The organism is Pseudomonas fulva (assembly GCF_023517795.1).
GTDB lineage: Bacteria > Pseudomonadota > Gammaproteobacteria > Pseudomonadales > Pseudomonadaceae > Aquipseudomonas > Aquipseudomonas fulva_D.
The window spans coordinates 2,372,679-2,395,878 of the sequence record NZ_CP082928.1; the positions used below are offsets into that span (position 1 = coordinate 2,372,679).

Sequence of the window (23,200 nt, forward strand, 5' to 3'; positions counted from 1 at the left end):
CGCGATCAGTGTTCCGGCAGGTTGGCGAAAATGCTCGCCAGCACCTGGTTGAGCTTGCGCAGCTGGGCTTCGGTGAGGCCTTCGAAGCTCTTGTGGAACAGCTTCGGCGGCACCGAGGCCTTCGGCCTGGCCGTGAGTTCGGCTTGGCATTCATTGGGGATGCACCGAGCTGAAACCGGTGGCGATTGGTTGTTGGGAGTCATGGCCTGCGCTATCGCGCCATTAACAACGGGCATAACTGTGTTCCGTTTCAAGGCCCACAGTTATGCCCTCTGGTGCTATCCAACGTCCCTCTCACTTCACCGAAAACTTGAACACCGTGTTCTGCGTATAGGTCTGCCCCGGATCCAGGCGGGTGGAGGCGAATTTCGGCTGGTTCGGTGCGTCCGGGAAGTGTTGGGTTTCCAGGGTGAAGGCGCTCCAGTGGGCGTAGGTCTTGCCGGCTTTGCCTTTTACCGAGCCGTCCAGAAAGTTGCTGGTGTAGAACTGCACCCCCGGCTCGGTGGTGTAGAGCTGCAGGAGACGGCCGGAGGCAGGGTCGTGTACTTCGGCGGCGAGTTGCTTGATGTCGCCTTTGCTGTCCAGCGCCCAGTTGAAGTCGAAGCCGCCCTGTTTGGCTTCGGCGAATTTAAGCTGCTCGTGATCGTCCTTGATGTGCTGGCCGATGGGCGTCGGTTTACTGAAGTCCATCGGCGTGCCTTTGACCGGCGCCAGTTCGCCGGTGGGGATCAGCGTCTTGTTGACCGGCGTGTAGTGGCTGGCGTGCAGGGTGGCGACCTGCTTGAGCATGTCGCCGTTGCCGGCCCCGGCGAGGTTGAAGTAGCTGTGGTTGGTGAGGTTGACCACGGTGGGCTTGTCGGTGGTGGCCTTGTAGTCGATGTGCAGTTCGTTATTGTCGGTGAGGCGGTAGGTGACTTCGGTTTTCAGGTTGCCGGGGAAGCCCATCTCGCCGTCCTTGGACAGGTAGGTGAGGATCACGCCGACCGAATCCTTGTCCTTCACCGGCTTGGCTTCCCAGACCTTCTTGTCGAAGCCCTCGGCGCCACCGTGCAGGGCGTTCGGCCCGTCGTTGAGCGGCACCTGGTAGCGCTTGCCATCAAGCTCGAAGGCGCCGCCAGCCAGGCGATTGCCGAAGCGGCCGATGGTGGCGCCGAAGAAGGCGGTACCGGCTTCATAGCCCTGCACGTCATCGAAGCCCAAGACCACGTCTTCGACCTTGCCGTTCTTGTCCGGCACTGCCAGGGCCTGCAGCACGCCGCCGTAGGTGATGATGGTGGCCTGCATGCCATGGCTGTTGCGCAACTGGTACTGCTCGACCGGCGTGCCGTCGCGGGTCTTGCCGAAGGGCTTGTGTTCGCTGGTCAGCCCGGCAGCATTGGCACCTGTGGCAATCGCCAAGGAGAGGGCCAGGCCGGACAGCAAGTGGTGGGGGTGGGTCATGGTCGAACTTCCTTTTATTGTTGTGGAGGGCGTTCTGACGAGCAGCGGCTCAGGGCAGCGAATGCCAGGCCGGAATGATCTTGATACGAAAAACAGCTTAGCTGTTATCTGACAACCAGCTAGGCAGTTCGTCATGGCGCCGGTGTGCGGCTAAGGGGGCGTTCGGAACCCTCGCTATTCACTTGCTGCCTTAAAACGACCGGTGACGGCGGCGCGCAGGCATCCCCAGGCGATGGCGCCGATGATCAGCACTTCGGCATAGCCAACCAGCAAATTGAACGAGAACACCAGGGGTTGCTCGCTCCAGTAGAAGCTGTGCGCCCCCGTTCGAAAGCCGCTGACCCGCAAGCGGCCGGTGAACAGCGCTGGCATCAATGTGGTGAGGTGGCTCAGTTCGAATACCGCCAGGAAGGCGCCCAGTAGCGCGCAGAACGCCCGGGCAGGCGTGCTGACGGTGGTGCTTTTCCCATGAGAAGGGGCTGGCGCCTCGGCTTGCGACGGCGCTGCAGCTTTCGCGGCACGGCTGCTGACGGGCTTGTAGGGCGTCGGCGCTTTGACTGTCGTGGAATCGATGATGGTCGTCGGCACGTCCAGCTGCAGGTATTCGGCCAGTTCTCGCAGCCATCGGTCGGTGCGTTCGCTGCCCGGTATGACCGGCACGCTGTCGGTGGTCAGCCGGTGCTCGCTGCCGTCGCGCATCACCAGCCACAGTTGGGTGCGGGCGTGCTCGGCGCCTTGGCGACGGCGCAGCTCGAGGCGCTGGGTCCTGTCGAGTCGAAACACCTCGGTGATCCGCTCGCGACGACCAAAGAAGTTTCGTGTGCGGCGTTTGCCCTCGCCGTCGAGGCGTGACAGCAGCAAGGTCTCGCGCATGCCGGTATAGATCATTATCACCAGGCCAAGGGCTGGAAACAGCAGCAGCCCGAGCACGATCAGCAACAAGGTCAGTGGGTCCAGGCTGGCCGAGGGCGAGGAGTCACTGGCAACCGCAATGGCCACGAATGCAACCGGGGCGGCAAAGGCGATCACGCCCATCAGCGGGGCAACGATGTTCATCACCCCGTTGTGCGAGTGAATGTGCAGATCGCCCCGTGGGGTGCGTTCGAAGCGATGGCCAATCAGCATGCAGGCTTCCTTTAGCGCCACGGGCGGGCGCGCCTCTGTCATTCGCGCAGCATAACCCGAGGGCAGGCTGACGAGCTGCGGCCAGCGCGTCGCCAAGGGGCGTGCGACAGGTGCCGCAACGTCGGTCCGGGAGGGAGGTGAGCTAGGCGACATGGCATTGGTCAGTGGATTCGGCCGCTGCCTGTCCACCGCGCTGACGATGCGTCAATCCTGCCTGGCGGCACCGCCGGGTGGAGCCTGCGCCTGCCACTGGCGGATCGCCTGCAGCACCTGCTCTTCGTAGCCGCGCAGCTTGCGCGCCTTGTAGGGCGAGTTGCTGATCGCCAGGATCGGCGCGCTGTAGTGGATGGCCTCGGCCAGGCGATTCAGATAGGCGTGGCCGTCGCGCCGGTACTGGGCCAGCTCTTCATCATTCAGACGGATCAGCACGCTGCAGCTGACGGCGCCGTGATGGCACTCCACGTCGATCAGCAGGCCGCTGTCGTCTTCCAGCAGCAACCAGGCGTGGGGTTGATGATCGATCACCTGCATGATTCGTCCTCTGCCGGGCTGCGCGCGATCAGCCCTGGCCGATCTTCTGCTCGGAGAACAGCGTGCGAATCGCCTCGCGGTACTCGCGGCTGCCGGTGCGCATGCTGTTGTTGTGGTTGCCGCCGTCGATCAGCAGCAGGCGCTTGGGCTGGTTGGCCGCCTGGTACAGGCTTTCGCTGAAGCGCGCCGGTACGTAGCGGTCACCGGTGCCGTGGGCGATCAGCACCGGCACCTTGATGTCGCCGATCTTGCTCAGGGAGTCGAACTTCTGCGACAGCAGCCAGCGCACGGGCAGCGAAGTGTACTCGGAAGCCACGGCGGTAGCGGCATCGGCCAGGTTGGTGAAGGTCGATTCGATGATCAGCCCGGCCAGCGGCGGCGTATGGCGATCACGGCCCAGGGCGTCGGCCAGGTTGACCGCCACGGCACCACCCAGGGAGTGCCCGTAGATAAAGCGCTTGGCCGGGTCGGGCTGCAGCTCGGTCAGGCGTTGCCAGGCGATCTCGGCGTCCTCGTAGAGGGTGCGCTCGGAAGGCAGCTCGCCGCGGCTCTCGCCGAAGCCGCGGTAGTCGATGGCCAGCACAGAGAAGCCCATGGCGTGCAGCTGTTCGATGCGAAACAGCTGGCCGGTCAGGTTCCAGCGCGAGCCGTGCAGGTACAGCAGGGTCGGCGCGTCGGCCTTGCGGGCCGGCCACCACCAGGCGTGGATGCTCTGGCTGTCACCGAACTCGGGCACGCTGAGGGTCATGTCTTTCACACCGGCAGGCAGGCCGTGGAACCAGCTGGCGGTGCCTGGCTCGATGCGAAATACCAGCTCGCGCTCCTTTTCTTCCAGCTTGGCGCAGCCGACCGGCAGGCCGACGGCCAGGCACAGCAGCAGGCCGATGCTCAGCCAGCGGCGGCGCAGGATGTGGATAAGTGAAGTGGCCATGGCTCTCCGCGGAGGGTTGCGAACGGGACACGCGCCGCGCTTCGCTCACGGGCGGCGCAGGGGCGGGGGGAGGGTGACAGGCGAATAGACCGAAACGCCGCGACGGCGTTCGGCGGTTTCGGGTATCGAGTTGTTACCGCAGCATGACAGGGCTGCTGGCGCTTTCAAGCCTGCGCTATGCTGCGCCGCTGAACTCCTGCGGACGCCACCATGTCGCCCACTCCTGCCGATTTGCGCCGCCCGGCCGGCGCCACCCTGGTGCTGCTGGCCTCACTGTATTGCGCCCAGGGTTTGCCGTCCGGGCTGATCGCCCATGCGTTGCCGGTGCTGCTGCGCCAGCATGGCGTGGACCTGGCGGTGATCGGCTTGCTCAAGCTGCTGGCGCTGCCCTGGCTGCTCAAGGTGCTGTGGGCGCCGTGGGTGGACCGCCTTTCATCGCGGCGCCTGGGCCATCACCGCGGCTGGATTCTGCCGTTGCAGGGCGCGGTGGTGGTGATCCTGCTGGCCCTGGCGCTGCTCTCACCGGGCTCGCTATTTGCTGCGCAGTTGCCGCTGCTGCTCGGCCTGCTGGTGCTGATCAACCTGGCGGCGGCGACCCAGGACATCGCCACCGATGGCCTGACCGTGCGCCTGTTGCCCGAGCGCTGGCGCGGGCTGGGCAACAGCCTGCAGGTGGGCGGCTACAAGGTCGGGATGATCGTCAGCGGCAGTGGGCTGCTGCTGGTGATCGACCGCTTCGGCTGGAACCTTTCGCTGCTGGCCCTGACCCTGCTGGTCGCCCTAATGCTGCTGCCGGTGTGGCGCTTTGCCGAAACCCAACAATTGCCGCCTGTCGCCGCGCCGGCCGAGCCGATGGGCGTGGGCCTGTTGTGGCGCCATTACCGCGGCCTGCTGGCGCTGCCGGGAATGGGCCTGTGGCTGGCCGTGGTGCTGACCTTCAAGTTGGGCGACGCCCTGGGCTCGCCGATGATCAAGCCGATGCTGGTGGATCAGGGCTGGAGCAATGCCGAGCTGGGCCAACTGACGTTGATCAGCAGCCTGGTCGGTATTGGCGGCGCGCTATTGGGCGGCCTGCTGTATGCGCGCCTCGGTGTGCTGCGTGCGCTGCTGGCCTTCGGTGCGTTGCAGGCGCTGAGCCTTGCTGCATTGGCGCTGCTGGTCAGCCGTGGCGGTGACGCATCGTGGGTGTATGCCTTGACCCTGAGCGAGCAGGCCGCCGATGGCTTATCCACAGTCGCCTTGTTCGCCGCGATGATGCGCCAGTGCCGCCCCGGCCACGAAGGCGCGGACTTTACCCTGCAGGCCTCCACGCAGATTCTGCTCGGCGGTTTCGTCGGCGCGGCCAGCGGCGTGCTGGCCAAGGCGCTGGGTTATGACGGGTTGTTCGTGTGCGCCGGCGTTCTGGGGCTGGCGGCATTGCTGCTGGTGGGGCGTTACTTTCGTCGGCACGGCTGGCGGTAGCCTGGCGGTTCAGTCCTCGAACTGCACCGGGCAGGTGGCACCTTCGAGTTTCTGGATTTCCTCGACCACGTGGGGGCGGGCGTGGCGCAGCACCAACTGGCGGTTTTGCGCCTGCAGGCGGCGCGCCTCCAGATGAAGCATCTCCACCCCGGCGTAATCGATGAAGTTGATATGCCGGGCATCGACCACCACCCGCTCGCCGTGGCTGAGTTGCAGGATCTGCTGCACGTAATGGCAGGCGCCAAAGAAGATCGAGCCTTCCAGGCGCAGCAGCTCGTCGTCGCCGTCGCGGGTGTATTTGAAGCGCGGCTGCGAGGTGCGCTTGAGGTAGAAGAACAGCGAGGCCAGCACGCCGGCGTAGATCGCCGTTTGCAGCTCCAGCACCAGGGTGGCGAGCAGGGTCAGCAGCATCACCACGAACTCCGCACGGCTGACGCGCAGCAGTGCGCGCACGCCGGCGACATCCACCAGCCCCCAGCAGATCAGCAGGATCGCCGCGCCCATGCTGGGCAGCGCGATATGGGCGATCAGCCCTGCGCAGAGCAGCGCAAAGGCCGCCACCAGCAGCGCCGAAAATACCCCGGCCAACGGCGAGGTGGCGCCGGCCTGCAGGTTGAGCGCCGAGCGGGTGAAGGAGCCGGCCGACAGCGAGCCGGAGAACCACGGGCCGATCAGGTTGGACAGGCCCTGGGCGCGCACCTCCTGGTTGGCGTCCAGCAATTGCTGGGAGCGGGAGGCCAGGGAGCGGGCGATGGACAGGCTGGTGACCAGCCCGAGCATGCCGCAGGCAATCGCCGCGGGCAGCAGTTCGAGCAGGCTGTTGACCTCGAAATGCAGCAGGGTGAATGGCGGCAAGGTGCCCTCGAAGGCATCGACCAGGCGAATGCCGGCGAACAAGCCGGGCAGGGCAGCGACCAGCAGGCTGCCGGCCACCACCCCGATCAGCAGCGCCGGCAAGCGCGGCCACAGGCGCCGGCAGAGCAGGCTGACCGCCAGGGTGAATAGCGCTACCACCATGGCGTGCCAGTCGGCCTGGCCAAGATGCTGGCCGAGTTCGAGCAGGGTGGCCACGGCAGTGCGTTGGCTATCGACTTCAAGCCCCAGCAAATTCGGTAGCTGGCCAAGGGCGATCACCAGCGCCGCGCCGAGGGTGAAACCGAGGATCACCGAGGGCGAGACGAAGTTGACCAGGTTGCCGAAGCGCAGCAACCCGAGCAGCCACTGGAACAGCCCGGCGAGAAAGGTCAGCACCAGCACCAGGGCGACGAACTCGTCGCTACCCGGCCGGGCCATGGGGCTGACGCTGGTGAACAGCACGATGGAAATCGCCGCCGTCGGCCCGCCGATCAGGTGCCACGACGAGCCCCACAGGCAGGCGATGATCACCGGCACGATCGCCGCATACAGCCCGTACTCGGCCGGCAGCCCGGCGATCAGCGCGTAGGCGATCGATTGCGGCAAGGCGAGGATGGCGCCGCTCAGCCCGACCAGCAGATCCGTGCCCAGCGTGCGCCGGGTGACGGTCGGCCACCAGAGCAGGAAGGGCAACAGGCTGTATCGGCTGGGTAGACGCATGGGGCTTTTTCGTTGTGGGCTGGGTGGTGGGCAGGGTAGCAGAGGTGTTGGTGATTATTTCTCGAGGCCTCGAGGCTCTCGGGTGCATCGTCGATTTGGTGGGCTGAAGCCCACCCTACGCGTGTGGTAGCAGGGCGTGCCTACGATTTCGCGGGCATCGATTGTGTCTGTGGGAACGGGCGGGGACGCCCAGTCCATGCCCGTGATTTCGCGCGCATGGCGCGCTCCCAAAGTGGTTGCCCGCCCCACAATCCGATCGCTGCAGCCAGGCTTACAACTTGGCCTTCACCGCCGCCACCGCATCGCCGCCGTCGCGGGTGGTCACACCCTCGAGCCAGCCGTCCAGCACCTCCGGGTTGGCCTTGATCCAGTCTTTCACGGCGCCGTCGTTGCTGGCCTGTTTGCTCAGTACCTTGTCCATGATGGCGTTCTCCATGTCCTGGGTGAACTTCAGGTTGCTCAGCAGTTTGCCGACGTTCGGGCACTGCGCCGCGTAGCCCTTGCGGGCCAGGGTATTGACGCTGCCGCTGTCGCCAAAGTACTTCTCGCCGCCCTTGAGGTACTTCATGTCGTACTGCACGTTCATCGGGTGCGGCGTCCAGCCGAGGAACACCACGAACTCATCGCGCTTCACCGCCCGGCCCACCTGCACGAGCATGGCCTGCTCGCTGGACTCGATCAGTTTCCAGTTCTTCAAACCGAACTCGTTGGCGGCGATGATTTCCTTGATCGACTCGTTGGCCGGCGCGCCGGAGGCGATGCCGTAGATCTTGCGACCGAACTTGTCGGCGTGCTTTTCCAGATCGGCGAAGGTCTTCACGCCGGCGTCATAGGCGTAGGTCGGCACGGCCAGGGTGTATTCGGTGCCGCTGAGGTTTTCCGCGACCTTGTCGACCACGCCGGTGGCGACGAACTTGTCGTAGTTGGCCTGCTGCGCAGGCATCCAGTTGCCGAGGAACACGTCGACCTGGCCCTTCTGCAGGCCGGCGAAGATGATCGGCACACCCAGAGTCTGGGTCTTCACCTGGTAGCCCAGGCCATCGAGCACCAGGCTGGCGATGCCGTTGGTCACGGCGATATCGCTCCAGCCCGGATCGCCGAGGGTGACCGTAGCGCAGCTGGCGTCTTCGGCGTGGGCCTGGCTGGCCAGGGTGGCGGCCAGGAGCAGGCTGCCCGCGACGGCTTTCTTGAATGTGTTCATGCCTATTCCTTGTGTTGGTTTTCTGTTGGGCAGGCTATGCGACGCAAGGGAGCGCGCCAGGTTCCCGCTTTTTGGCCCCGGCGTGCGACGTCACGGTTGGGGGAAGCGGGCGCGGCGCTCCAGGTCGTCGAGGTCGATGTGGTTGCGCATGTATTGCTCGCTGGCATCGACCAGCGGCTGGTGATCCCAGCTCTTCAGTTTGCCCTGGGTCAGCGCCTCGGCGACCAGGCGGCGCCGGCGTTGGCTGGCCAGGGTGGCGCCGTGGATGGCGGCCATGTCCCAGCGGCCGCGGGCCTCGGCAAGAAACGCCTCGAGCTGCTGGCGATGATCGGCTGAGGCGGCGAGGTTTTCGCGTTCCTGGGGGTCGTTCGCCACGTTGAACAGCAGCAGCGGGTCTTCTTCGCTGTAGACGAATTTCCACTCGCCACGGCGGATCATCATCAGCGGGCTGGTGGTGCCTTCGGCCATGTATTCGCCGAGCACCTCATCGTGGCCGCCGTCGCCCTGCAGGTGCGGCAGCAGCGAGCGGCCATCGAGCGCCAGGCCCGGCTCGACCTGGCCGCCGGCCAGTTCCACCAGGGTCGGCAGGAGGTCGACGGTGGACACCGACTGGCTGACCCGGTGCGCCGCGAAACGTGCTGGCGCATGGACCAGCAGCGGTACGCGGGCGGCCATCTCGAACCAGTGCATCTTGTACCAGAGGCCACGCTCACCCAGCATGTCGCCGTGGTCGCCGGAGAACACGATGATGGTGTCGTCGGCCAGTTTGCAGTCCTTCAGCGTCTTGAGCAGCTTGCCGATGTTGTCGTCGATGTAGCTGCAGGCGCCGAAATAGGCGCGCCGCGCATCGCGGATCTTGTGCTCGGGCAGCGGCTTGTCCCACAGGTCGATGACCTTGAGCAGGCGCTGGGAGTGCGGGTCCTGCTCGGCCTGGTCGATCACCTGGCGCGGCAGCGGAATGTCCTCGTCGCGGTAGCGATTCCAGTATTCCTCCGGGATGGTGTAGGGGTCGTGGGGGTGAGTCATCGACACGGTCAGGCAGAACGGCTGGTCGGGCGTCACCCGCACGTGGTCGTAGAGGTATTGCTGGGCCTTGAACACCACCTCCTCGTCGAAGTCCAGCTGGTTGGTGCGCACGCAAGGACCGGCCTGCAGCACCGAGGACATGTTGTGGTACCAGCTGGCGCGCACGTCGGGCTCGTCCCAGTTCACCGCCCAGCCGTAGTCGGCGGGGTAGATGTCGCTGGTCAGGCGCTCCTCGTAGCCGTGCAGCTGGTCCGGGCCGCAGAAGTGCATCTTGCCGGACAGCGCGGTGCGATAGCCGAGGCGGCGCAGGTAGTGGGCGTAGGTGGGCACGTCGGCAGGGAAGTCGGCGGCGTTGTCGTAGGCGCCGATCTGGCTGGGCAGCTGGCCGCTGACCAGGGTGAAGCGCGACGGCGCACAGAGCGGGCTGTTGCAATAGGCAGAGTCGAACAGCACGCCCTCGGCGGCCAGGCGCTGCAGGTTCGGCACCTTGATCGGCGACTTCGCGTCGTGCAGCGGCAGCAGCGGTGCGGCCATCTGGTCGGCCATGATGAAAAGGATGTTGGGGCGTTTCATGGCGGCGTATTCCATATCGTTGTTTTATGCGAAATTGATCAACCGATGATCAAGGCTCGATGAACAGGGGTAAACCCGTATGCAGCACATGGCTCGGATAAGCGACGCTTATGTTTGATGCGCTTGCCGGCATCTCCCTCGATACCTTGCGGGTATTCGAGTCGGCGGCGCGCCATCTGAGCTTCACCGCCGCGGCGGCCGAGCTTGGCAGCACCCAGCCGGCGGTCAGCCAGCAGATCAAGCGGCTGGAAGCACAGTTGGCAACCCGCCTGTTCGACCGCGTGTACCGCGGTATCGTGCTGACCGATGCCGGCGAAGCCTTGCTGGTACCGGTGCAGGAGGGCCTGGCGGCCATGGATGCCGGGCTGGCGACGGTCGCCGGCCACCAGCAGCACGAGGTGCTGCAGGTAGCGACCGACTTCGCCTTCGCCGCCTACTGGCTGATGCCGCGCCTGCAGCGGTTTCACCAGCAGTACCCGGACGTCGACGTGAGCCTGATCACCAGCGAGCGCGACCTGGCCAGCCTGCCGGCGGAAATCGACGTGGCCATCTCCTTCGGTGACGGGCGCTTCAAACACGGCGAGCAGCACCTGCTGTTCAGCGAGGAAGTGTTCGCGGTCTGCAGCCCGCTGCTGCTCAACCGCGTCGATACCTCGCCCGGCGAGTTGCTGGCGCAGCTGCCCCTGCTGCACCTGCGCCCGGAAAGCCGCTCGCGCTGGTTCGACTGGAGCGGCTTGTTCCGCGCCCTGGGCATCGCCGAACTGCCCAGCCCCGGCAGCCTACGTTTCGACAACTACACGCTGCTGATCCAGGCCGCCATCGCCGGGCGCGGCGTGGCCATCGGCTGGCGGCATCTGGTCGACGAGCTGATCGAGCAGGGCCTGCTGGTGCGCGTCGACGCGCGCTCGGCCACCTCGCGCTTCGGCTATTACGTGGTGCTGCCCGCGCGCAAGCGGCGCATTGGCCTGGTGGAGCATTTCGTCGCCTGGCTGCAGGACGAGCTGCAGCGCGAACCCCGACCCGACTGGCCGGGCGGCATCGACCCCAAGGGGCTTGCCCTGTGAGCGAACCCGGTAGCCGCAGTCCCGGCTACCGCCTGATCGAGCACCGCGCAGCCGCTGGTTCTGTCGGTGCCGGCAGGTGGGCCGCTCACCTTCGGGCGGTAGGCAGGGTATGATCCGCGGCTGATTTTTCGAGAGCCCGTGCCATGCCTTACCTGCTCGCCGTCACCGTCCTCTGGGCGTTTTCCTTCAGCCTGATCGGCGAATACCTGGCGGGCCGGGTGGACAGCGACTTCGCCGTGCTGGCGCGGGTGGCCGTCGCGGCGCTGGTGTTCCTGCCCTTCACCCTGTGGCGCGGCCTGCCGCGGCGGTTGCTGGCCGGTTTCTGGCTGGCCGGGGCGCTGCAGTTCGGGGTCACTTACCTGTGCCTGTACCGCAGCTTCCAGGTGCTGACGGTGCCCGAGGTGCTGCTGTTCACCGTGCTTACGCCGATCTACGTGACCCTGCTCGACGATGCCCTGGCGCGGCGCTTCAGCCCCTGGGCCTTGGTCGCCGCGCTGGTGGCGGTGGGCGGCGGCGTGGTGATCCGCTTCGAGCGCCTGGAGGGCGAGTACCTGGTCGGCTTCCTGTTGCTGCAGCTGGCCAACCTGACCTTCGCGGCAGGCCAGGTGCTATGCCGTCAGCTGCTGATGCGCTACCCGACCGAGCAGCCGCTGCACCGTTTCTTCGGGCACTTCTTCCTGGGGGCAATGGTGCTGGTGCTGCCCTCGTTCCTGCTGTTCGGCAACCCGGACAAGCTGCCGAGTACCGCGCTGCAGTGGGGCATCCTGCTGTGGATGGGCCTGTTCGCCACGGCGCTGGGGCTGTTCTGGTGGGTCAAGGGCAGCGTCAAGGTGGATGCCGGCACCCTGGCGGTGATGAACGAGCTGCACGTGCCGGCCGGCCTGGTGGTGAACCTGCTGATCTGGAACCGCGACGCCGACCTGCCACGCCTGGCCCTGGGCGGCGCGATCATCCTCGCCTCGCTGTGGCTCAACCGCCTCGGCCGACGGCGCCTGGCAGCGGCCTGACCCATTTATCGGAGAATAGGAACCTGCCTTGACGGGTGCTAACATCGCACCTTCAATTGCGAATGCAATTAGCTGTTTTTAAAACCCTATTTCTTAGGGCCACGGATGAAGTCTCTTCACCGGCACGGAGCGCCTTTTCAGCCATCTCTTGCCCAGTGAATGCCATCGTGAATATTCGTCGCCCCTTCGCCAGCCTCGCCCTGGCCTGCCTGTTTCTCGCCGCGCCCCTGGCCTCCGAAGCCGCCGCTCCCGCCAAGCAGGAGCTGGCCTCCGGCAGCGCCCTGCTGGTCGATCTGAACACCGACAAGGTGCTGTATTCCAGCAACCCCAACATGGTGGTGCCAATCGCCTCGGTCACCAAGCTGATGACCGCCATGGTCGCCCTGGACGCCAAGCTGCCGCTCAACGAGCAGTTGCCGGTGATCATCCGTGACGTGCACGACATGCGCGGCGTGTATTCCCGCGTGCGTATCGGCAGCGAGATCAGCCGCCGGGAAATGCTCCTGCTGACTCTCATGTCGTCGGAGAACCGCGCCGCGTCCAGCCTGGCCCATCACTATCCGGGTGGCGTCACCGCCTTCGTTGCGGCCATGAACGCCAAGGCCCGTGCCCTGGGCATGACCCAGACCCGCTACGTGGAGCCGACCGGCCTGTCCGAACACAACGTCTCCACCGCCAATGACCTGGTGAAGCTGCTCAAGGCGACCCGCAGCTACCCGCTGATCGGCGAGCTGAGCGCCACCGGCGAGAAGACCGTGGCCTTCCGCAAACCCAACTACACCCTGGGTTTCCGCAATACCAATGCGCTGACCCGCAAGCCCGGTTGGGACGTACAGCTGACCAAGACCGGCTTCACCAACAGCGCCGGCCACTGCCTGGTGATGCGCACCACCATGGCCGGCAAGCCGGTGGCCTTCGTGGTACTGGACGCCTTCGGCAAGTACACCCACATGGCCGACGCCAGCCGCCTGCGCAAATGGGTGGAAACCGGCCAGGTCACCCCGGTGGCGCCCGCCGCCCTGGCCTACAAGCAGCAGCGCGCCTCGCAGCGCCAGTTGCAGGCGGCGCAGTAAGCGCTAACGCGTTTGCCAGCGTGGATCGGCCGCCAGGCGTTCGGCGATGAAGTCGAGCAGGGTGCGCAGCGCCGGCAGCATCTGTCGGCGTGAGGCGTAGATGGCGTGGATGCCCAGGGACTGCGGCTGCCAGTCCGGCAGCAGGCGTACCAGGCGACCGTCCTCCAGCAACGGCGCGGCCGCGTAGAGCGGCTGCATGCAGATGCCGCCACCGGCCACCGTCGCTTCCAGCAACACGGCGGTGTCGTTGCTGCTCAGGTTGCCAGCTACCGGCACCTGCACTGGCCCCTGCCGGCCCGTGAAGTGCCACAGGCTGCGGCCGAAGTAGCTGTAGGTCAGGCAGTTGTGCGCGCTCAGCGCCTCGGGCTGGCTCGGGGTGCCGGCGCGGGCCAGGTAGGCGGGCGCGGCGCATACCACCGAATGGCAATCGCCCAGGTGACGCGCCACCTGGTTGGGCTCGAGCTGGTTGGTGATGCGCAGCGCCAGGTCGATACGCTCCTCGACCAGGTTCACGGCGTGGCTGCCGACCAGCACATCCACCGAGGTTTTCGGGTAGCGCGCCAGGTATTCCACCAGCACCGGGCTTAGCCAGGTTTGCGCGAAGGACTGGCTGGTGGTGATGCGCAGGTTGCCGCTCGGCCCGTCGGTGGCCTTCAGGCCCGTGGCCTGCATCATCTCGGCGGTGTGCAGCATTTCCCGGCAATGCGGCAGCAGTTCGTTGCCCACCTGGGTCAGGCTCAACTTGCGCGTGGTGCGGTGCAACAGCCGTGCGCCCACCCAGCCCTCCAGCTCGGCCAGGTAGCGCGAGACCATGGCCCGGGACAGATCCAGATGCTCGGCGGCCGCGGTCTGGCTGCCGCGATCCACCACTTCGACGAAAACGCGGGTTGCCGTGAGTCTGTCCATGATTCGCTCGATTCATGCAACTGTGTTGCGGTGATTATGCAGCTTTTTAAGGCGTTACACGCGGGTAAGCTCATCACTCGTCCATCGGCGACCCAGGCGGTGATAGCCGCGGCGGCCGGTGGTTTTCCTGCATGTCACAGTGGAGCCTCACATGAAAGTCGTCATTCTTGGTATCAGCGGGCGTGTGGGTGCACGTCTGCGTCATGAACTGCTGCAGCGTGGCCATCAGGTCACCGGTGTCGCCCGCGATGTGAGCGCGGTGCCGGCCCAGGACGGGCTGACCCTGGTCAGCGCGGATGTGAGCGACGCCGAGCGTCTGGTGCCGCTGCTGCAGGGCCATGAGGCGGTGATCAGCACCACGCGCTTCGTCGGCAGCGATGCCGCCCGCCTGATCGGCGCGGTGAAGGCGGCGGGCGTGCCGCGTCTGCTGGTGGTCGGTGGGGCCGGTAGCCTGGAAGTGGCGCCGGGCGTCGCGCTGATCGACACGCCGGCGTTTCCGGCGGCCTACAAGGATGAGGCCGGAGCGGGGCGTGATTTCCTCAACGTGCTGCGAGGCGAGCAGGCCCTGGACTGGACCTTCCTGTCGCCCTCGGCGTTGTTCGAGCCGGGTCAGCGCACCGGGCGCTTCCGCCTCGGCACCGACAGCCTGCTGGTCGATGCCGACGGCAACAGCGCGATCTCCATGGAGGACTACGCCATTGCCCTGGTCGACGAACTGGAGCAGCCCCGGCATTCGCGCCAGCGTTTCACCGTGGGTTACTGATCGCTTCACCAATGCAAAAAAACGCGGCTCAAGCACTCCCCCGCTCGGCAATGCGGGGGAAAGGCCTGGCCGCGTGCAGGGCCTCGAGTCACTCAAGGCAAGTTGCGAGGGGCTTTTGGAGGTCAGGCCAGCATCTGCATGCCGAGCTGGATGGCGACCCAGACCGCCAGGATGGTCGCGGCGCCCAGTGCCAGGTTCTCGAACCAGTTGTTGCAGTACTGGCCGAGCAGCTTCTTCTGGTTGGACATGATCAGCAGGCCGAGGGAAATGATCGGCAGGCCGACGATGTTCAGCGCGTTGACCGCGATGGTCAGCGTCACGAAGTCCGGCATGCCCGGCAGCGACCAGATCAGCGGGGTGACCAGCACGAACAGCAGGAACCATTTGTGCAACGGGTCTTTCTGCAGCGCTTCGCCATGTTGCTGGCGGCGCTTCGGTTGGATGTGGTGCAGGGCATCGGTGATCAGCATCGGGAAGGCGGTGGTCTTGCCCACTACGCTGGCGAACAGGGTGGCGAACACGCCGATGAAGAAGATGTACCAGCCGCCTGGGCCGAAGAACATCTGCAGGGCGGCGCCCAGGTCATTGAGGGTTTCCACCTTCAGGCCATTGGGTCGCAGGATTTCCGCACCCACTACCCAGATCGCCAGGTTGATGACGATACCGACGAACACCGCGAACAGCAGGTCGTTGCGCTGGATGCGCTTGTGCTCGGGGCCGGTCCAGCCTTTCTGCTTCATCACGTAGGGGTGCACGAAGTTGGCGATCGAGCCGGCGACGGCGCCGATGACCGACACGGCGACCAGCAGGGCGCCATGCACGCCTTCGTCTTTGGGGATGCTGAAGCCGAAGGTACCGGAGACGATACCGCCCAGGTCCGGCCCGGACATCACCGCCAGGGACAGGAACGCCAGGGTCATGATCGCCAGCAACACCTTCATCACGCCTTCGATGAGGCTGTAGATGCTGCGACCGACCAGCAGCCAGACACCGAGCACCACCGCGAAGGAGCACAGCAGCGGCTGATTCAGGTGCAGCAGCGTGGACAACGCCTCGCCAGCGCCCTTGATCATGTAGGCGTTCATCAGGTGGCCCATGAACAGCGCATAACCGAACAGGAACCAGGCGAAGCTGGGGTGCAGTTGTGCATAACCGCCAAGGATCGACATGCCCTGGTTATTGCACAGCTGGAAGCGGGCGATGATGTTGACGATCAGAAAACGCAGCAGCAGCGAGACCGCCAGCACCCACATCATCGCGTAGCCGTAGTTGGCGCCGGCAACGGACGAGGTGATCAGGTCACCTGCACCCAGCCAGGACAGCACCGCGATGATGCCGGGGCCGAGCAGCTTGGCCATTTTGCTTAGGGGGTTGCCTGACGAGCTTGCGGACACGCCTTTATCGGCAACGTCGGTACGAGCCATGGGAGGAGCCTCTGTGTTGTTTTTGTTGGGAGTAGCACGCTTTGAGATACGACATCATACAAATTAATTTGTTGCAAAGTAGCAGTGAGCATTTAAAGCGTTTGACCGATAAGCGGCTCAGATGCCTGTAGTCCCTGGTCAAGCGCGGTTTTACTGGGTTTTTGCCACGTCGCTGAGCTGTTTCCAGATGTTGCGGATGTACGATGTCTTTATGGTAGTTTCCAGGAGGCCTGCTGCCCTTTGCAGCATCTTGCTCTGTATCGCCTTCAGGAGAGCCCATGACATCACCCGCCCCCATTGCCCAGTTGCTGATGATCGGCCCCTTGTCGCCAGCACTTGTGGAACGCATCGAACAGACCTACCGCGTGCATCGTTTCTGGGAAATCGATGACCAGCCCGGCTGGTTGCGCACCCATGCCGACAGCATCGACGCCATCGCCACCAGCGGCGTATTCGGCGCCAGGGCGGAGCTGATCGAGGCGTTGCCGAATCTTAAGGCGATCATCAGCTTCGGCGTGGGCTACGACGCGATCGCCGTCGATACCGCGAAGAAGCGTGGGATTACCGTGACCAATACGCCGGGGGTGCTGGACAACTGCGTTGCCGATACGGCCGTGGCGATTCTGCTCGACCTGGGCCGCCGGATCAGCGAGGCGGACCGCTTCGTACGGGCGGGTGAGTGGCAGAACGCGCGTTTCCCACTGGCCGGCAGCATCGGCGGCAAGGTGTGCGGCATCGTCGGCATGGGCAATATCGGCCGGGCCATCGCCAAGCGCGTCGAGGCCTTCGGCATGACCGTCATCTATCACAACCGCCGCCGCCGGGACGATGTCGCCTATACCTATCACGAAACCCTGGAGGGCCTGCTCGAAGCGGCCGACTACGCCGTGCTGGTGGTGCCCGGCGGCAGCGCCACGGACAAGTTGATTGGCGCCGAGCAACTGCGCGCCCTCGGCCCGAAAGGCTACCTGGTGAATATCGCCCGCGGCTCGGTGGTGGATGAGCAGGCCCTGGTCACGGCGCTGCAGCGTGGCACCATCGCCGGCGCGGCCCTCGATGTATTCGCCGACGAGCCCCAGGTGCCGGCCGCACTGCTGGCACTGGATAACGTGGTGCTCACCCCGCATATCGGCAGCGGCACCCACGAGACCCGCCAGGCCATGGCCGACCTGTTCTTCGCCAACCTCGACGGCTTCTTCAGGCAGGGCAAGGCGGTGACGCCGGTTTAGGGTCCGCTGCCGTTTCAAGGCGACCACAGGGCCGGGCCCGTGGGTGAAACGGCAACAGGCCCTCGTGATCGGCAATAAAAAACCGCTGTCCCGTAACCGGAGCAGCGGTTTTTTGTGTCGCGGCTCAGCGACGGGCGCTGCGCACGCCCTCGGCCAGCTGGCTGCACAGCGCGAGCACGCCATCGATGGCCTGCCCGTCGTTGTCGGCCTTGGCGATATGGTCGATCAGTGCCGAACCCACCACCACGCCGTCGGCCAGGCGGGCGATGGTCGCCGCGTGCTCCGGGGTGCGGATGCCGAAGCCGATGCTGATCGGCAGGTCGGTGTGGCGGCGCAGGCGGGTGACCGCTTCTTGCACGTGTTCCACGGTCGCCGAACCCGCCCCGGTAACGCCGGCCACCGACACGTAGTAGACGAAGCCCGAGCTGCCGGCGAGCACGGTGGGCAGGCGCTTGTCGTCGGTGGTCGGGGTGGTAAGGCGGATGAAGTCGATACCGGCGGCCTGGGCCGGGTCGCACAGGTCGCGGTTATGCTCCGGCGGCAGGTCGACCACGATCAGGCCATCCACGCCGGCTTGCTGGGCATCGGCGATGAAGCGCTCGACGCCATACTTGTGGATCGGGTTGAAGTAGCCCATCAGTACCAGTGGCGTGGTGCTGTCGTCCTGGCGGAATTCACGGACCATCTGCAGCGTCCGGGCCAGGTTCTGCTTGCCGGCCAGGGCGCGGATGTTGGCCAGCTGGATCGCCGGGCCATCGGCCATCGGGTCGGTGAACGGCATGCCCAGCTCGATCACGTCGGCGCCGGCTTTCGGCAGGCCCTTGAGGATCTTCAGGGAGGCGTCGTAGTTCGGGTCGCCCGCGGTGACGAAGGTCACCAGGGCGGCGCGGTTCTGGTCCTTCAGCTCGGCGAAGCGCGTCTGCAGGCGGGAGTTTACCGAGCTCATATGTGTTCTTCCTGTTCGTCGAAGTGGTGCATGACGGTCTGCATGTCCTTGTCGCCGCGGCCCGAGAGGTTGACCACCATCAGGTGATCCCCGGGCAGGGTCGGTGCGCGCTTGAAGACTTCAGCCAGGGCGTGGGACGACTCCAGCGCCGGGATGATGCCTTCCAGGCGGCAGCACTGGTGGAAGGCGGCGAGCGCTTCCTGGTCGGTGATCGAGGTGTACTCGACGCGGCCGATGTCGAACAACCAGGCGTGCTCCGGGCCGATGCCCGGGTAATCGAGGCCGGCGGAAATCGAGTGGGCGTCGATGATCTGGCCGTCGTCGTCCTGCAGCAGGAAGGTGCGGTTGCCGTGCAGCACGCCCGGCACGCCACCGTTCAGGCTGGCGGCATGCTTGCCGGTTTCCACGCCATGGCCGGCCGCTTCGACGCCGATGATCTGTACCGACTGGTCATCGAGGAACGGGTGGAACAGGCCCATGGCATTGGAGCCGCCGCCGATGCAGGCGACCAGCGAATCCGGCAGGCGACCTTCCTGCTCCTGCAACTGGTCGCGGGTTTCCTTGCCGATAACGGCCTGGAAGTCGCGCACCATCGCCGGATAGGGGTGCGGGCCGGCCACGGTGCCGATGATGTAGAAGGTGCTGTCGACGTTGGTCACCCAGTCGCGCAGGGCTTCGTTCATCGCATCCTTCAGGGTGCCGGTGCCGGCGGTGACCGGAATCACCTCGGCGCCGAGCAGCTTCATGCGGAAGACGTTGGCCTGCTGGCGGTCGATGTCGGTGGTGCCCATGTAGATCACGCACTGCAGGCCGAAACGCGCCGCCACGGTGGCGGTGGCCACGCCGTGCATGCCGGCACCGGTCTCGGCGATGATGCGCTGCTTGCCCATGCGCTTGGCCAGCAGGATCTGGCCGATGCAGTTGTTGATCTTGTGCGCGCCGGTGTGATTGAGCTCCTCGCGCTTGAGGTAGATCTTCGCGCCGCCGCAATGCTCGGTCAGGCGCTCGGCGAAATACAGCGGGCTCGGGCGGCCCACGTAGTCGCGCTGGAAGTAGGCCAGCTCCTTGGCGAACGCGGGATCGGCCTTGGCCTTTTCGTACTCGGCGGCCAGGTCGTGGATCAGCGGCATCAGCGTTTCGGCGACGTACTGCCCACCGAAACTACCGAACAGGCCGGTGGCGTCTGGGCCGTTGCGTAATGAAGTCATGGGGTTCTCCTGTGAACTCAGGGGCCTTGGTCGGCCCGCCAGCCAGATGGCGTTGGCGTCGATGGTGGCCAGACTAACGCCGCCACGTCAGGCAGAAAAGCGATTAGTTTTAACCGATAGGTGAGTAAATATCACATGTTTACGATGCGGCTGCGCCAGTGAAGGGGGGCCGCGTCACGGCGGTGCACGTCCAAATAATGCGGCATGAGTGCCTGGCAGTTGGTGTTTTCACAGGCTTGATCAATAATCGCAGCGCTAGCAAATTTACGCACAGGTAGGTGGCGTCATGAAAACAGGATGGTTGTGGCTGTTCCCAGGTATCGGCGCGCTGCTGCTGGCCCTTGCCATCGGCATTCAGGTCTCGCGTATCAGTGGCGAGGCGCAGATGACGCGCACCGAGGGCTCCATCGTGGATATCGAGGGTGGCTGCCCGACGGTGTCGTTCACCACCCTGGATGGCACCCTGGGCGAGCATCACAGCAGCACCTGCAGCACGCCGCCGTCGTTCGCTATCGGTGAGCGCGTGGCGGTGTATTACGACCCGCAGGACCCCGAGCGCGCCCACCTCGACAGTTTCGAGCAGAACTGGATAGGCAGCCTGATCGCCGGCGGTATCGGCGCGGTCTTTCTGGCGATCGGCCTGCTGTTCGTGTTGCCGCCGCTGCTGGCCAAGCGCCGCGCTATCCGGTTGCTGGCGACCGGCACGCCGGTTCAGGCCGAGCTGGTGGACGTCGAGCTCAATGGCACGCTGAGCATCAACGGCCGCAACCCCTACCGCATCGTCGCCCAGTGGTTGAACCCGCAGACCAACAAGCTGCACGTGTTTCGCAGTGACAACCTGTGGTTCGATCCGGGCCCCTACATCAGCGAGTCGCTGGTCACGGTGATGATCGACCCGGCCAACCCCAAGCGCTACAGCATGGATACCCGCTTCCTGCCCGAGCTGGCGGACTGAGATGGCCCAGCAGCTGCCGTCGCTCAATGCCCTGCATGCCTTCGAGGCGGCCGCAAGACTGGGCAGCGTCAGCCGTGCGGCCGTCGAGCTGCACGTCACCCACGGCGCGGTGAGCCGGCAGATCCGCACCCTGGAGGAGCAGTTGGGCGTGGCGCTGTTCAGCAAGGACGGGCGTGGCCTGAAGCTGACCGACGCCGGTATGCGCCTGCGAGACGTGAGTGGTGAAAGCTTCGCCCGGCTGCGCCAGGTGTGCGGCGAGCTGCGCCAGCGCGAGGTCGATACGCCGTTCGTGCTCGGCTGCCCGGGCAGCCTGCTGGCGCGCTGGTTCATTCCGCGCCTGGATCGGCTCAACGGGGCCTTGCCGGATCTGCGCCTGCAGTTGTCCACCAGCCAGGGCGAACTGGACCCGCGCAGCCCCCAGGTGGATGCCACGCTGCTGTATGCCGAGCCGCCCTGGCCGGCCGACATGCAGGTCTTCGAACTGGCGCACGAATCCATCGGCCCAGTGATCAGCCCGCAGCATCCACGCTTTGCCGAGCTGAGCGCCGCCGCGCCGGCCGCGTTGCTGCACGAAGCGCTGTTGCACACCACTTCACGGCCCCAGGCCTGGCCGCAATGGCTGGCAGCGATGGGCCTCGATCCGTCCGCCATGGGTCTGGGCCAGGGCTTCGAGCACCTCTACTACCTGCTCGAAGCGGCGGGGGCCGGCCTCGGCGTGGCCATCGCGCCGCTGCAACTGGTGGCCGATGACCTGAAGGCGGGGCGGCTGGTCGCGCCCTGGGGTTTCGTCGAGACCGAAGCACGCCTGGCCCTGTGGGTACCGCAGCGGCGCAGCGGCGGGCGCGCCGAGCGGTTGGCCGGCTGGTTGCGAAGTGAGTTGCAAATCGTGCAGTGAACCGCCGGCAGGCGAGAACCATCGCCGGCGGGCGTCGGTCATAGCATCGGCCCCGCGATCTGCCCGGGGCCGTCACCAAGAGAGGGATTTGCCGATGAACAGGATGCAAAAGCTGGGCGGCCTGTTGGCCGCTATGGCGCTGGCGAGCCTGGCGCACGCCGAGTCGCTGAATATCGAGGGGATTGGCCTGTCGCGCGACGTATCGTGCAAGGGCCAGGACGTGAATATTTCCGGCAACGCCAACGTGATTCACCTCAAGGGTGATTGTGGCGCGGTGGAGATTGCCGGCTCGGAACACAAGGTGACGTTGGATACGGCCAAGTCGTTGAGCGTTGCCGGGGCCGAGCACGAGGTGGCCGCCGAGCGCGTCAATGCGCTGAGTGTCGACACCACGGACAATCAGGTGCGTACGACCGTTGCGGGCGGCGAGCAGCCGGCGCTGGTCGAGGTCACGGGCGCCGATCAGGTGCTGGACCTGCAGTTCGAGGGGCTGGTCAAGCTGGATGTCAGCGGTTCGGATCAGCAGGTGCGCTGGCGCGGCGACGAGCCTGAGGTGCAGATGAGCGGCATCGACAACAAGGTCGAGCGCCGATAGAAATGGGCGCCCCGGGCTGGGGCGCCGTATTCATCAGTCCACGTCGGTGAACTGGATGATTTCCACCCAGTAGCCATCCGGGTCCTTGATAAAGGCGATGTTGCGCATGCGCCCGTCGGTCAGGCGCTTCTGGAACTCCACGCCGAGGTCTTCGAAGCGCTGGCAGGCGGCCTTGATGTCCGGTACCGCGACGCACAGGTGACCGAAGCCGCGCGGGTCGCTGTTGCCGCTGTGGTACGAGAATTCGGGGTCCTTCTCGGTGCCATGGTTGTAGGTCAGTTCCAGCACGCCGGGAATGGATTTGCGCCATTGGTGACGCGCGTCCGGGTCAGCCGGGATCTGCGATTTGTCAGCGATCAGCGCCAGGAAGTACAGGCTGAATTCGGCATCCGGGAAATCCTTCTTTTCCAGCAGGGTGAAGCCCAGCACGCGGGTGTAGAAGTCCAGGGACTTCTCGAGATCCTTCACGCGGATCATGGTGTGGTTGTAGACGAAGTCCGCCGTGGCGACGTCAGGCTTGCCGGTCACGCCGGGCAGGGTATTGAGTTCATCGAGGGTCATGGGGCGTCTCCATCAGGTGAGTGGACGATTCGAACAGTCATGGGGCCAGTAGATGGCCTCGTGGGGTGGGTTTTTCAAGGTGGTCGCTGGCGCGATGTCTGAATGGTGGGAGTAGGCGCCCGGTCTACATCCTGTGGAGCGGGCGGGGACGCCTAGTCCATGCCCGCGATTTTTCGCGCGCATGGCGCGCTCCCACAGGTATTGCATGCAATCACCATCAAACCTCCAACCCAATCATCTCCGCCCGCACCCCATCCCCATCGATATGCAGAATGGCCACCCCAATCGGCAACTTGAACCGCCGCGGGCCGGCGCTGCCGGGGTTGAGATAAAGCACGCCATCGCGTTCTTCATGCAGCGGTTTGTGCGAATGCCCGGCGATCACCACGTCGAGGCCCGCGGCCCTGGGGTCGATATCCAGCCCTTTGAGGTCATGCAGCACGTACAGGCTGACCGCACCGAAGCGCAGCGTCAGGCGCTCGGGGATGGCATCGGCCCAGGCGTCGCCATCGTTGTTGCCGCGCACCACCGACAGGGGCGCGATGCGTTCGAGCTCGGCTAGGATCTGCGGCCCGCCGATATCGCCGGCGTGGATCAGATGATCGACACCCTGCAGCGCCGCCAGCGCCTGGGGCCGCAACAGGCCGTGGGTATCGGCGATCAGGCCAATCTTCATGGGTTCTCCTGCATGGTCTTTCTAGGAGCAGGCTC

The 23,200-nt window shown here is 65.4% G+C and carries 22 protein-coding genes; 9 read left to right on the plus strand and 13 right to left on the minus strand.

Features of this window, described 5'->3' with window-relative positions; all coding sequences use genetic code 11:
- Positions 1-294: 294 nt before the first annotated feature.
- The 4 genes from K8U54_RS10615 to K8U54_RS10630 all read right to left on the minus strand — a co-directional run bounded on the left by K8U54_RS10615 (position 295) and on the right by K8U54_RS10630 (position 4,027).
- Positions 295-1,440, minus strand: coding sequence for an aldose epimerase family protein (locus K8U54_RS10615; RefSeq protein ID WP_249910091.1), 1,146 nt, complete (start codon positions 1,438-1,440; stop codon positions 295-297).
- A 174-nt stretch (positions 1,441-1,614) separates the two neighbouring features.
- Positions 1,615-2,565: a hypothetical protein gene (locus tag K8U54_RS10620; protein ID WP_249910092.1), complete on the minus strand. Its 951-nt coding sequence runs from the start codon at positions 2,563-2,565 to the stop codon at positions 1,615-1,617.
- 204 nt (positions 2,566-2,769) lie between these two features.
- On the minus strand, positions 2,770-3,096 hold the full coding sequence (locus tag K8U54_RS10625; protein WP_249910093.1) for a hypothetical protein: 327 nt from the start codon (positions 3,094-3,096) through the stop codon (positions 2,770-2,772).
- 28 nt (positions 3,097-3,124) lie between these two features.
- Entirely contained in the window at positions 3,125-4,027 is a 903-nt protein-coding gene (locus K8U54_RS10630; protein ID WP_249910094.1) for an alpha/beta hydrolase, read from the minus strand.
- A gap of 210 nt (positions 4,028-4,237) precedes the next feature.
- On the opposite strand from K8U54_RS10630, the gene K8U54_RS10635 reads away from it, so the two are divergent.
- Positions 4,238-5,488: an MFS transporter gene (locus K8U54_RS10635; protein ID WP_249910095.1), complete on the plus strand. Its 1,251-nt coding sequence runs from the start codon at positions 4,238-4,240 to the stop codon at positions 5,486-5,488.
- A 9-nt stretch (positions 5,489-5,497) separates the two neighbouring features.
- On the opposite strand, the gene K8U54_RS10640 is transcribed toward K8U54_RS10635, so the two are convergent.
- The 3 genes from K8U54_RS10640 to betC form a co-directional block, all read right to left on the minus strand.
- Entirely contained in the window at positions 5,498-7,063 is a 1,566-nt protein-coding gene (locus tag K8U54_RS10640) for a SulP family inorganic anion transporter (RefSeq protein ID WP_249910096.1), read from the minus strand.
- A 271-nt stretch (positions 7,064-7,334) separates the two neighbouring features.
- The gene (gene choX / locus K8U54_RS10645) at positions 7,335-8,264 is read right to left on the minus strand and encodes a choline ABC transporter substrate-binding protein (RefSeq protein WP_249910097.1); all 930 of its coding nucleotides are present in this window, start codon (positions 8,262-8,264) and stop codon (positions 7,335-7,337) included.
- Positions 8,265-8,354: 90 nt separating this feature from the next.
- Positions 8,355-9,863 (minus strand): choline-sulfatase, encoded by a 1,509-nt coding sequence (gene betC, locus K8U54_RS10650; protein WP_249910098.1) that lies wholly within the window; start codon positions 9,861-9,863, stop codon positions 8,355-8,357.
- Positions 9,864-9,973: 110 nt separating this feature from the next.
- Here betC and K8U54_RS10655 point away from each other — a divergent pair, with 110 nt between their 5' ends.
- The 3 genes from K8U54_RS10655 to pbpG all read left to right on the plus strand — a co-directional run bounded on the left by K8U54_RS10655 (position 9,974) and on the right by pbpG (position 13,007).
- Positions 9,974-10,927 carry a choline sulfate utilization transcriptional regulator gene (locus tag K8U54_RS10655; protein ID WP_249910099.1) on the plus strand — a complete coding sequence of 318 codons (954 nt, stop codon included), beginning with the start codon at positions 9,974-9,976 and terminating at the stop codon, positions 10,925-10,927.
- Positions 10,928-11,070: 143 nt separating this feature from the next.
- Positions 11,071-11,934: a carboxylate/amino acid/amine transporter gene (locus K8U54_RS10660; protein WP_249910100.1), complete on the plus strand. Its 864-nt coding sequence runs from the start codon at positions 11,071-11,073 to the stop codon at positions 11,932-11,934.
- Positions 11,935-12,101: 167 nt separating this feature from the next.
- The gene (pbpG, locus tag K8U54_RS10665) at positions 12,102-13,007 is read left to right on the plus strand and encodes a D-alanyl-D-alanine endopeptidase (RefSeq protein ID WP_249910101.1); all 906 of its coding nucleotides are present in this window, start codon (positions 12,102-12,104) and stop codon (positions 13,005-13,007) included.
- Positions 13,008-13,010: 3 nt separating this feature from the next.
- Here pbpG and K8U54_RS10670 read toward each other — a convergent pair whose 3' ends face one another.
- Positions 13,011-13,913, minus strand: coding sequence for a LysR family transcriptional regulator (locus K8U54_RS10670; protein WP_249910102.1), 903 nt, complete (start codon positions 13,911-13,913; stop codon positions 13,011-13,013).
- A gap of 151 nt (positions 13,914-14,064) precedes the next feature.
- On the opposite strand from K8U54_RS10670, the gene K8U54_RS10675 reads away from it, so the two are divergent.
- Positions 14,065-14,676, plus strand: coding sequence for an NAD(P)-dependent oxidoreductase (locus tag K8U54_RS10675; protein WP_249910103.1), 612 nt, complete (start codon positions 14,065-14,067; stop codon positions 14,674-14,676).
- Positions 14,677-14,798: 122 nt separating this feature from the next.
- Here the strand turns inward: K8U54_RS10675 and K8U54_RS10680 are convergent, their stop codons facing one another.
- Positions 14,799-16,100 (minus strand): Nramp family divalent metal transporter, encoded by a 1,302-nt coding sequence (locus K8U54_RS10680; RefSeq protein WP_249910104.1) that lies wholly within the window; start codon positions 16,098-16,100, stop codon positions 14,799-14,801.
- A 278-nt stretch (positions 16,101-16,378) separates the two neighbouring features.
- On the opposite strand from K8U54_RS10680, the gene K8U54_RS10685 reads away from it, so the two are divergent.
- On the plus strand, positions 16,379-17,329 hold the full coding sequence (locus K8U54_RS10685) for a 2-hydroxyacid dehydrogenase (RefSeq protein WP_249910105.1): 951 nt from the start codon (positions 16,379-16,381) through the stop codon (positions 17,327-17,329).
- A 124-nt stretch (positions 17,330-17,453) separates the two neighbouring features.
- On the opposite strand, the gene trpA is transcribed toward K8U54_RS10685, so the two are convergent.
- Positions 17,454-18,275 carry a tryptophan synthase subunit alpha gene (trpA, locus tag K8U54_RS10690; protein WP_249910106.1) on the minus strand — a complete coding sequence of 274 codons (822 nt, stop codon included), beginning with the start codon at positions 18,273-18,275 and terminating at the stop codon, positions 17,454-17,456.
- Positions 18,272-19,483: a tryptophan synthase subunit beta gene (trpB, locus tag K8U54_RS10695; RefSeq protein ID WP_249910107.1), complete on the minus strand. Its 1,212-nt coding sequence runs from the start codon at positions 19,481-19,483 to the stop codon at positions 18,272-18,274. The genes trpA and trpB overlap by 4 nt, the downstream gene beginning before the upstream one ends.
- Positions 19,484-19,769: 286 nt before the next feature.
- Between trpB and K8U54_RS10700 the strand changes: the two genes are divergently transcribed.
- From K8U54_RS10700 to K8U54_RS10710, 3 genes are all read left to right on the plus strand, one after another.
- Positions 19,770-20,438, plus strand: a complete 669-nt coding sequence (locus K8U54_RS10700; RefSeq protein ID WP_249910108.1) for a DUF3592 domain-containing protein — start codon at positions 19,770-19,772, stop codon at positions 20,436-20,438.
- Position 20,439: 1 nt separating this feature from the next.
- A complete protein-coding gene (locus K8U54_RS10705; RefSeq protein WP_249910109.1) occupies positions 20,440-21,333 on the plus strand; it encodes a LysR family transcriptional regulator in 894 nt (297 codons plus the stop codon).
- Between the two features lie 94 nt (positions 21,334-21,427).
- Entirely contained in the window at positions 21,428-21,928 is a 501-nt protein-coding gene (locus K8U54_RS10710; RefSeq protein ID WP_249910110.1) for a DUF3060 domain-containing protein, read from the plus strand.
- Between the two features lie 33 nt (positions 21,929-21,961).
- Here K8U54_RS10710 and gloA read toward each other — a convergent pair whose 3' ends face one another.
- Positions 21,962-22,489: a lactoylglutathione lyase gene (gene gloA, locus K8U54_RS10715; protein WP_249910111.1), complete on the minus strand. Its 528-nt coding sequence runs from the start codon at positions 22,487-22,489 to the stop codon at positions 21,962-21,964.
- A 217-nt stretch (positions 22,490-22,706) separates the two neighbouring features.
- A complete protein-coding gene (locus K8U54_RS10720) occupies positions 22,707-23,165 on the minus strand; it encodes a metallophosphoesterase family protein (RefSeq protein ID WP_249910112.1) in 459 nt (152 codons plus the stop codon).
- Between the last annotated feature and the right edge of the window lie 35 nt (positions 23,166-23,200).